Source organism: Pseudomonas sp. FG86, assembly GCF_057808775.1.
Map to the genome: position 1 here is coordinate 144,100 of NZ_JBMDIS010000002.1, position 9,659 is coordinate 153,758.

Consider the following 9,659-nt stretch of genomic DNA (forward strand, 5'->3'; position numbering starts at 1 on the left):
GCATAAGCTCCATTATTCATCGTTTTTTCCAACCCAAGGCCGGGGCGATGTCCTGGGCCAGGATTTCCAAACGTTTGAGAATTTGTGCCTGGGTCGAGCTTTCGGCCTGAACCACAGCAATCATGTAGTCAGCATAAGGCAGCAGCGACGGGTCCTGTTGCAAGCTTTCGATCACTTCATCGGGATGGCCGTAGTGCACGTTCATCAAGCGCAGGTGTTCCTGCAAATCCAAGGCTTCGTCGATCAGGCCCTCACGTTGCAGGCGCGGGATATGCCGCTCGATATCCACCGACAGTTCGGCCTGGGCGCTGGCGCGGTCGATGGCGGGGAAAATGGCACGAACCACGCCGATACGCGGTGCGCGTTCACTGCTCGACCAGGCTTGCAGGTAGGCATCCGCCAAAGGCTTTTGCACGGTGAGCGGATCATGGGTGGCGGTGCCCAGCAGCAGTCCATTGCCTTGTCGGGCGGTATAGACCGCGCCGTCAGTGCTGCCGTGGGAATGCCAAAGGCGTTCGCCCAGACCGATTGCAGGCGGTTGCAACGTTAATTCGCCGGTCAGCGGTTTACCTTCCAGCAGGCGCTGCAAACGTTGCTGGCGCTCAGCAAAATCCGCCTGGCGCCTGCTTGGGTCGCGATCAAAAGCGCTGAAGTTATCGAGGTTGGCGCCACCACTGCCCAGGCCCAATTGCACGCGCCCGCTGCTCAGAGCGTCCAGCACGCTAGCGTCTTCGGCCAGGCGGATCGGGTCCTCGAATGGCAACACAATCACCCCGGTGCCCAGTTCGATATGCCGCGTGCGTTCGGCAACGGCCGCCAGCAGCACCAAGGGTGAAGGAAGACGACCAAAGCCATTGCTCAAGTGGTGCTGGGCAATCCAACCACCGTCGAAGCCAAGGGCTTCAGCCACTTCGAATTGTTCGATCAGGTCGCGGTAGACCTGCCGGGGGTCATCACCAAAAGCGTGGCTGAGGAAACCCAATTTGAACGTCATGAGGGGGCTCCTGTGGGCTGCCAGCCCAGTGCTGGTGCGATGTGTTGGCGGATGATCTCCAGCGCACGGATCGCCTCGCGCAACGGCGTGCTGGTGGTTTGGACTTGCAGGATCAGTTGGTCGTGGGCTGTCAATGGCGGGCCTTGCTGCAATTGCTCGATGATCTGCTCCACCGGGCCGTGCAACACACCGAGACGCTTGAGGGTGGTGTCGAAGTCAGCGTCCAGCGTGCCCTTGAGTACGCCGATGCTTTGCTGGCGTTGCACATAGGCCTGGATATCACGGCGTGTGGCGTCGTCCGGTGCGGCGAGCAACGCCTGCACCCGTGCGACGCGGGCGGGCGTGCCGTTGTCGCCGGTCCAGGCGCTGCGGTAGCGGTTCACCAGTTCAACACCGGCTTGGGCAGGCAAATGCGGATTGGGTGCCATGATCAGGCCGTGGCCACGTTCGGCGACCTGTTCTACCCGCGAAGTGGCTTCCCACAGGCGATGTCTCAAGCCGTTGGCGCGTGGCAACAGGCGTGAGCCGCTGTCGGTCAGCGGCATATTGCCCAGGGCGTTGCGCAGTTGTTGCAGGTGCTGTTCGTAGTCACGATGGCGCGCCTCATGTTCGCGGCCAAACGCCAGGAATGTCTCGGGATCGAAACCCGCGCCAAGGCCCAGTTCCAGCCGGCCATTGCTCAACACATCCAGCACGGCCGCATCTTCGGCCAGGCGCAGCGGCACTTCCTGGGGCAGTACGACAATCCCGGTGCCCAGGCTGATATGTCGCGTGCGCTGGGCAATGGCGGCCAATAACACCAGCGGCGCGGGCAGGCGCCCGTGTTCACTGGCGAAGTGGTGCTGCGCCACCCAGCCGCTGTCGAAACCCAGTTCTTCAGCGACTCTGAACAGTTCCAGGGTGTCGCGATATACCCTCGGATCAAATTGCGGGCTGTAGACCCGGCTCAAAAAGCCCAGGGAAAAACCGCCACTCATGGCTTCACCTCACGGGCCAATTGCTTTTGCAACGCGGGTCCGGCGTTGATGGATTCCGGCAGGCCACTGAACGGGCTGATGGTCAGGTAGCCCTTGTTCAGCCACACCGCCTCATCGTTTTGCTGCGCGGCAGTCGCGGCGGGGCTGTATTGGAAGCCGATGCCCGGTTTGCCCGGCAGGTTGAATTGCTTGAGGTCATCGGTGTAGCGCGCTTCGAAGCCCACGTAACTGCCCACATGGGTGAGTTTCACGCCCTTGATCTGCGTGTCCTTGGGCAGGTTCATATTCAAGCCCAGTCCCGGCGGTAGCAGGGCTCCGTCGGGTTGGCGATGCCGGTCGAGGGTGTCGACCAGTTTTGCCACCAATTGGGCGGCGCGCTGTGGGTCTTGCTCCTTCAGGTCGGTGCTCACCGCCAATGCCGGAATACCCGATTGCAACGCCACGCTGGCCGCATTGAAGGTGCCGGAAGCCATATTGATCGCCCCAAGATTATTGCCGGGGTTGGGGCCGACGATCACCAGGTCGGGGTGGGGCAGCACCTTGTCCAGGCCCATCAGCAGGGCCATCACCGGCGTGCCGCTGATTTCGATCTGGACCTCTTTGCCGGCGCATTCGGGACTCTGGCACACGCCTTTATCGGAGGTGCTGATGTAGTAGCTGTCGGGGTAGGCTGGGTCGGTGTCGTGGCCGACTGTGACTTCGCGTCCGAAAAAGAACGCGCCGCCGCGTGCACTCTGGTCACTTTGCGGCGCGGCAATCTTCACGGTGTGCCCCTGGGCTTTCAGCTGGGTGTAGAGTGCGCGAATGTTCGGATGCTGATAGCCGTCGTCATTGCTCAGCAAGATGTTCAAGGCGAAGGCTTTGGGGGCGATCAAGCTGGCGAAGGCGAGCATCCAGGCGCTGCGTTTCATGCCCTCTCTCCCGTAAAGCGGTTGTCCGGGCGCGGCAGGCCGAGGTTTTCGCGCAGGGTGGTGCCCTCGTATTCCTGGCGAAACAGCCCACGCGCCTGCAGCAACGGAATCACCTGATCGACGAACACGTCGATGGCGCCAGGGAAGTAGGGGAAGAACACATTGAAGCCATCGCAGGCGCGTGCCTGGAACCATGTCTCGAAGTGATCGGCCACGTCCTCGGCGGTGCCTATCACCGGGTTGCCGCCCGCCAGGCGCAGGTACAGTTGGCGGATGCTGAGGTTTTCCGTGCGCGCCAGTTCCAGCACCTTGTCGCGACGGCTGCCACGTTGGCCCACCGGTGTATCCGGCAACGGGCCGTCAAGGTCATGGCCGGACAGGTCGATGTCATCGCCGAGGGTATCGGCCAGCAGGCGCAGGCCCAGCACTGGGTCGATCAGGGCCTGGAATTCCTCGAACAACGCCTGGGCCTGTTCGCGGGTGTCGGCGATAAATGGCGTGACGCCGGGCAGGATCTTGACGTGGTCCGGGTTACGACCCAGGGCGGCGGCACGGGCCTTGATGTCCTGGTAGAACGCCTGGGCGTCTTGCCGATGATGGGCGTGGGCAAAAATCAGCTCGGCCACACGGGCGGCGAGCTGTTTGCCCGGCTCCGATGCACCGGCCTGCACCAGCACCGGGTGGCCCTGGGGCGGGCGCGCCACATTCAGTGGGCCGCGCACGGAGAAATGCTCGCCGCGGTGGTTGAGGGTGTGCAGTTTGGTCGGGTCGAAATACTCGCCGCTGGCCTTGTCGCGGGTGAAGGCGTCGTCGTCCCAGCTGTCCCACAGGCCCTTGACCACGTCGTGGAACTCTTCGGCGCGCTGGTAGCGGTCGCCGTGGTCCACATGGTGTTCGCGGCCGAAATTCCAGGCTTCATCGGAGACGACCGAGGTCACCAGGTTCCAGGCGGCGCGGCCTTTGGACAGGTGGTCCAGGGAGGCGAACTTGCGCGCGATATGGTACGGCTCGTTGTAGGTGGTGGTCGCGGTGGCGATCAGGCCGATCTTGTGTGTGACGGCCGCCAAGGCCGACATCAAGGTCAGCGGTTCGAAGTGCTCGGCACGGGCGGTACGGCTGAGCGCGTCGTGATGATGTCCCCACAGCGCAACCACGTCGGCGATGAACAGGGCGTCGAACTTGCCGCGTTCGGCGGTTTGGGCGATGTGCTTGAAGTGCTCGAAATCCAGGCTCGCATCGGCCTGGGCCAGTGGGTGGCGCCAGGCGGCGACGTGATGGCCGCTGTTGGCGAGGAAGGCCCCCAGTTTGAGTTGATCGGTACGGCGGGTCATGGACAGGCTCCCATTTGAGTCAGGCAAGGGGCCGGCGAACCGGCCCGTGGAGCGGGATCAGAAGTTGTAGGTCACGCCGGTGTACCAATAGCCGCCGGTGGTGCCGTACGGCGAGAAGTTGCCGTAGGGGAACGCGCCGGAGCTGCTGGCCAGCTTTGTGCGCTCCGGGTACTGGTTGAACAGGTTGTTGGCACCGGCATTCAGAGTGATTGCCGGGGTCAGGTGGTAGTCGATGTTCAGGTCAGTGATCCACGCCGGCGAGAAGGTGCGGTCGAAGGCTTCGGCGGTGCCGTACTGGGTGTATTCGCCGTAGCGGGTCAGGTTCAGGCCCAGTTCGAGTTTTTCGTAGGTCCAGGTGGTGCCCAGCAGCAATTTGGATTGCGGCAGGCCGTACTTGAGGTTGCCCTGGCGCTGGCGGTCATAACCACCGGTTGGGCCGAGGGCTTGCTGGGCCACGCTGGAGGCGTGGATGTCGTCGATCTGCGTGGTGTTCCAGTTGAAGCCCAGGGTATAGCGCAGGTTGCCGTAAGCACCGATGCTCTGGCGGTAGTCGCCCACCAGGTCGACGCCGCGGGTGGTGGTGTCGAGGGCGTTGGTGAAGTAGGTGACGGCCTGGTTCGGGTTGAGGCCGGCGGCGGCGAGGATCGCGCTAATCTGAGGCGTGCCGCCCAGGTAGCCGGTTTGTGCGATGCGGTCCTTGATTTTGATCTGGTAGGCGTCGAGGGTGATGCTGGTGGCGTCCGTCGGTTGCAGGGTCAGCCCGAGGCCGAAGTTGGTGGATTTTTCAGGCTTGAGGTTTTCGGCACCAAGGGCCTTGGCGACATCGGAGTTCACCGCGACGTTGCGGTAGTCGAACAGTTGGCCGTTGACGCTGGTTTGCGAGGTGGAGCTATAGATTTGCTGGGCCAATGACGGCGCGCGGAAACCGGTGCTGAAGGAACCGCGTACCGCCAGGATTGGGGTCAACTGGTAGCGGGTGGCGAACTTGCCATTGGTGGTGGTGCCCGAGCCATCGTTGTAGTGCTCGTAGCGACCGGCCAGGTCCACGTGCCATTTATCGGTGAAGTCCTGGCCGATCTCGCCGTAGCCGGCCAAGCTGGTGCGACCTTTTTGCGCGGCATCTTCAGGCGTGGTGCCGGCCCCCGAGATGGTGCCCGGTGCGATCAGGCCCCCGTTGGCGCCGGTGGTGAACGGGCCGCTGGCGTAGGAGGCGTAGTCGCCTTTGCCGATCTTGTAATTCTCGTAGCGCTGTTCCAGGCCCCAGGAAATCTGTGTGGGCTTGTGCAGGCCAAGGTCGAAGGCGCGGGTCAGGTCGAGGTTGTTGGTCCACTGGCTGAAGGTTTTCACACCGGTGTCCACCGAGGTCGGCGAATCCAGGCCATAGCTCAGGTTGTAAGTGTGGCGCAGGGTGGCTTCAGCGTGGTCCTGGCCGTAGGTGCTGGACAGGTCGTAGTTCCAGCCGGCCAGTTCGCCCTTGCCGCCGAACGCCACCTGGAAGTCATTTTCGATAAAGCGCAGGGTGTCTTCGACGCCTTCGGTGAACGGCGTGGCGATGCCGTTGAAACTCGCGGGTTGGTGGAAAGCCAGCGGTTTTTCCGAGTTGCGGCGGGTGTAGGTGGAGAATGAGTAGAGCGTGAGGGCATCGTCCACCGGCAGCTCGGCGTTGTAGCCGAAACTGAAGTTACGTGCCTCGGGCAGGCCGGTGCCGTAGTAGGTGTGTTGCAGGCTGGTGTTGCCGGCCGAGTCGGTATACGGCGCGTTGTCGGAGCGGTCGGAGATCTTCTGTTTCTTCACGTCCAGGGCGAGGTTGATAAAACCGTCGTTGGGCAGCGCCAGGCCGACATTGCCGGTTTGCCGCGCGGTTTCGCCGTCGCCGTTTTCATAGTTCTGGCCGTAGCTGGTGGATAGGCTGCCGCCGTGGTCGGTCTGCTTGAGCACGATGTTCACCACTCCACCGATCGCATCCGAACCGTACTGGGCCGAGGCGCCGTCGCGCAGCACTTCGACGTGATCCACCAGGGCGGTGGGGATCATGTCCAGGTCGACCGGTTGCGAGCCAGAGTTGAGGTAGGTACCGTTGTTGAGCAGCGCGCTGTTATGGCGGCGCTTGCCGTTGACCAGTACTAGCACCTGGTCGCCATTGAGGCCACGCAGGCTGACCGGGCGCACCACCGAGGTTGAGCCGAAGCCCGACGACGCCGGCTGGTTGAGGGACGGCAGCACTCTGCTCAAGGCGCGGGTCAGGTCGCCCTGGCCGGTAGCGAGCAGTTGTTTGGACGAGATCACATCCACCGGTGCGGTGCTCTCGGCCAGGGTGCGCGCCTGGCCACGGTTGCCGATCACCACAACGGTGTCCAAGGGGTTATCGCTGGCCGGCGCGTCGGCGGCGAGAGTCAGGCTGCTGTAGCTGGCGGCTTCGTACAGGGCAATAAACAACAACGTGTGGGCGAAGGCCTTACTGGGTCGGCGACCTGTGGCGCGTGATGCATTCATGATGGGAAATACTCCAGTGGTTTAAGGTGTTGGGCCTTGATAGAGGACGGCTTGTTGAGTTCAAGCTCTGGTGGGAAGGCTGGAGAGCAAGGGCTGTGCCATCTGTTAAAAGTGTTTAAAAACATAGGCTTATTGCGTAGTAAGCGGGGGTGTTGGTGTTTTTTTAACAGGTCGAAGGGCAGGGTGTTGGTTTTTGTGCAGGGGCTTTCATCGGCAACCGGGTATTGAGCCGTAAGGCTTGGGTGGTTGTGCTTGGCACACGACTTGCTCTCCCCACGCAACACCCTGAACCCAAGGAAGCTATTTCTGTATGCCTAGACCCGGCCCGCGCAATGCCCTCACCGATATCCCAGGCCTCACGGTCGGCCACGCCACGGACCTGCGCGTCGACACCGGCGTCACAGTGATTCGCCCCAATGGTTTCTGGACTGCCAGCATCGACATTCGCGGCGGTGGCCCTGGCGGGCGTGAAACCGCCGCCTTGGAGCCCGAAAACATGGTCGGCCAACTCCACGCTCTGGTTTTCGCCGGCGGCTCGGTGTTCGGCTTGGGCGCGGCGGATGCCGTGGCGGCAAAACTGTCTCAGGACGAGGTGGGTCTGCACTTGAAACCCGGCGCCCCGGCAATCCCCATAGTGCCCGCCGCCGTGTTGCACGACCTGGCCAACGGCGGCGACAAGGACTGGGGCCTGGACCCGCCTTACCGACGCCTGGGCTTTGAAGCGCTGGCCAATGCTGGAGAAGATTTCGAGTTGGGCTCGGTGGGCGCCGGCCGTGGCGCCATGGCCGGTGTATTGAAAGGCGGGCTGGGTACCGCCTCGCTGGACCTGGGTGACGGATTGATCGTCGCCGCACTGGTCGTCGCCAACCCCATTGGCTCGGTGTACATGCCCGACGGTAAAACGTTCTGGGCCTGGCCTTGGGAAGTCGCGGGGGAATTCGGTGGCCGGCGGCCTGAAGCCGAGATGGACTGCAGCGACCCGATGCCGGAGTTGTCACGCCTGGATTCGATGGGCCGCCTGCAAGCCGGGGCCAACACGACGCTGGTGGTGGTCGCCAGTACCGCTCGGCTCACTGTGGCTGAGTGCAAGCGCGTGGCGATCATGGCTCAGGACGGAATTGCCCGTGCGGTGCGTCCGGCGCATTTGCCGTTTGATGGGGACACTGTATTTGCCTTGGCGTCGGCGGCGGTTGAGTTGACCGATGGCCCACGGCGGCAGGTGGAGATTGGTTGTATTGGCTCGGCGGCTGCGGATTGCGTGGCGCGGGCGATCGCCAGAGGGGTGTTCAGTGCCAGGGGCTAGCCACTATCCACTGTAGGAACCGGCTCGCCGGCGACGGCGGCGGTTTAGCTTGCGCCTGTGTTAACTGACAGACCGCTAACGCCGACAAGCCGGCTCCTGCTGCTCAGGTGAAAGGTGATAGGCGCGTCTGTGCCTTTGCCGCCAGCTCCGGCAACTTCAACGCCTCATACACCCGTACCAAACTCCGATTCGTCGGCACATCCCCCCCGTCATACCGGCGCCGCAATTCCAGTGTCTGCTGCGCCCCCAACCAATCCCCGGCCTTCACTCGTGCATCCAGCTCCACCAGGGCAAACAGATCGCGCTGTGCGTGGCTGCCACCAATCTCATTCAGCCGGGGAAGGGCGATCGTCAGTTGCGCCAGCGACTGTTGCCAGTCGCCACGTGCATGGGCCAATAAGCCCTTCGCCAACGGCAGGGTCACTTCGCCCCACACCGGCCGTGCGTCAAAGCTGTACTGGCGCAACGTCGCCAGCAACCTATCCGCCTCCGGCTTGCCCGCCCGGGCCAAGCCATACAGGTACTGCACGCTCAGGAACGGCTGTACCGTATCGCAGACCCGGCGTTGCAGGTACGGTGCCAGCGCCTGCCAGCGCTCGCCCACATCGATGCCGGCCAGTTCCAATCGCGCGAGCAAGGACACGGCGCCGACCTGGTCCTGGGAGTATTCCGGGAGAATGCCCCACACGTGTTGGTCGTAAATCTCCAGCACGCGCTGATTCTCGCCCCGCGCCAGGTAGAACAACGCCAGGTGCCACCAGTTGTGGGTGTACATGAACGAGTTCAAACCGTCCCAGTGATGGGTCACGCTTTCCAGGAATACCGTGCCTTCCTCGATACGTCCCTGGGTCAGCATCACATGGGCCAGGGCGTGCTGGGCCCAAGGCTCCGAGGGTTGCAGGCGCAAGGCTTGCAGCGCGCTGGCTTCGGCGTCTTCAAGCAGGTGGCATTGCTCGTAGGCGAAGGCCAGCAGACCGTGGCTGTGGGCAATATCGGGTGCGCCAGCGGTGGCCTTTAGGCCGATGCGCAACAGGGCGGGCCAGTTGCCGCGGTTGAATTCCAGGTACTGGTTGAGCTTGGCGGCGAATAGGTCGCGGGGGTAGCGGTCGAGCAGGTTTTCGCTCAAATGCAGGACCTGATCGAGGTCGTCCTTGATCCAGGCTTGCAGCACGCCAAGGTACAGCTGAGCGCGCGGGTGAGCGGCGTGCGCCGCACGTTGGTGGTATTTTTCCGCCAGTGCCGGGCCCTCGGGCGACTCGCTGAACATCAGCAGCAAGCCGGCAAACGCATTGGCCAGCGCGGAGCCGGGATCGGCATCGGCGGTGGCAAGGATGCGTTCGGCACGGGGCTGGTAGCCGAGGAAGCCGCCTATGAAGTCGTCCAGCCCTTGGCGGGTGGTGGGGTCGGTGGTGTCGATGGGGTTGCCCAGGTAATCCAGTGACATAGTGGCGAGGCTCGTTTATTCAGATGACGGTTACAGGGGCAAACCTTGTGCCATCGACCAGCGATGAACCTCTGTGGGAGGGGGCTTGCCCCCGATAGAGGCGTGTCAGTTGGCTCATTCATTGATGACCGACCGGTATCGGGGGCAAGCCCCCTCCCACATTTGAAATGCTTTGCTGCTGCTTTTTGCACACTCAGGCGCAGCTC

7 protein-coding genes are annotated in these 9,659 nt (G+C 63.0%); 1 reads left to right on the top strand and 6 read right to left on the bottom strand.

Going from position 1 to position 9,659, the window contains the following annotated elements; genetic code table 11:
- Positions 1-16: 16 nt before the first annotated feature.
- From ACODSV_RS01875 to ACODSV_RS01895, 5 genes are read right to left on the bottom strand one after another with little or no spacing between them, the layout of a single operon-like run.
- Positions 17-994: an LLM class flavin-dependent oxidoreductase gene (locus ACODSV_RS01875; RefSeq protein ID WP_150054152.1), complete on the bottom strand. Its 978-nt coding sequence runs from the start codon at positions 992-994 to the stop codon at positions 17-19.
- On the bottom strand, positions 991-1,971 hold the full coding sequence (locus ACODSV_RS01880) for an LLM class flavin-dependent oxidoreductase (RefSeq protein WP_012723447.1): 981 nt from the start codon (positions 1,969-1,971) through the stop codon (positions 991-993). Before ACODSV_RS01880 ends, ACODSV_RS01875 begins: the two co-directional genes overlap by 4 nt.
- The gene (locus tag ACODSV_RS01885; protein ID WP_150095155.1) at positions 1,968-2,882 is read right to left on the bottom strand and encodes a 5'/3'-nucleotidase SurE; all 915 of its coding nucleotides are present in this window, start codon (positions 2,880-2,882) and stop codon (positions 1,968-1,970) included. The genes ACODSV_RS01880 and ACODSV_RS01885 overlap by 4 nt, the downstream gene beginning before the upstream one ends.
- Positions 2,879-4,213, bottom strand: a complete 1,335-nt coding sequence (locus tag ACODSV_RS01890) for an LLM class flavin-dependent oxidoreductase (RefSeq protein WP_150054150.1) — start codon at positions 4,211-4,213, stop codon at positions 2,879-2,881. The genes ACODSV_RS01885 and ACODSV_RS01890 overlap by 4 nt, the downstream gene beginning before the upstream one ends.
- Before the next feature lie 57 nt (positions 4,214-4,270).
- Complete coding sequence (locus ACODSV_RS01895; RefSeq protein WP_150054149.1) at positions 4,271-6,706, bottom strand: TonB-dependent receptor plug domain-containing protein; 2,436 nt, start codon at positions 6,704-6,706, stop codon at positions 4,271-4,273.
- 310 nt (positions 6,707-7,016) lie between these two features.
- Between ACODSV_RS01895 and ACODSV_RS01900 the strand changes: the two genes are divergently transcribed.
- Complete coding sequence (locus ACODSV_RS01900; protein ID WP_150054148.1) at positions 7,017-8,009, top strand: P1 family peptidase; 993 nt, start codon at positions 7,017-7,019, stop codon at positions 8,007-8,009.
- Positions 8,010-8,112: 103 nt separating this feature from the next.
- On the opposite strand, the gene ACODSV_RS01905 is transcribed toward ACODSV_RS01900, so the two are convergent.
- Entirely contained in the window at positions 8,113-9,453 is a 1,341-nt protein-coding gene (locus tag ACODSV_RS01905; protein WP_150054147.1) for a tetratricopeptide repeat protein, read from the bottom strand.
- Between the last annotated feature and the right edge of the window lie 206 nt (positions 9,454-9,659).

Excerpts from the sequence above, each read along its gene's own strand:
- ACODSV_RS01875 (WP_150054152.1), bottom strand. The coding sequence starts at position 994 with ATGACGTTCAAATTGGGTTTCCTCAGCCACGCTTTTGGTGATGACCCC.
- ACODSV_RS01880 (WP_012723447.1), bottom strand. The coding sequence starts at position 1,971 with ATGAGTGGCGGTTTTTCCCTGGGCTTTTTGAGCCGGGTCTACAGCCCG.
- ACODSV_RS01885 (WP_150095155.1), bottom strand. The coding sequence starts at position 2,882 with ATGAAACGCAGCGCCTGGATGCTCGCCTTCGCCAGCTTGATCGCCCCC.
- ACODSV_RS01890 (WP_150054150.1), bottom strand. The coding sequence starts at position 4,213 with ATGACCCGCCGTACCGATCAACTCAAACTGGGGGCCTTCCTCGCCAAC.
- ACODSV_RS01895 (WP_150054149.1), bottom strand. The coding sequence starts at position 6,706 with ATGAATGCATCACGCGCCACAGGTCGCCGACCCAGTAAGGCCTTCGCC.
- ACODSV_RS01900 (WP_150054148.1), top strand. The coding sequence starts at position 7,017 with ATGCCTAGACCCGGCCCGCGCAATGCCCTCACCGATATCCCAGGCCTC.
- ACODSV_RS01905 (WP_150054147.1), bottom strand. The coding sequence starts at position 9,453 with ATGTCACTGGATTACCTGGGCAACCCCATCGACACCACCGACCCCACC.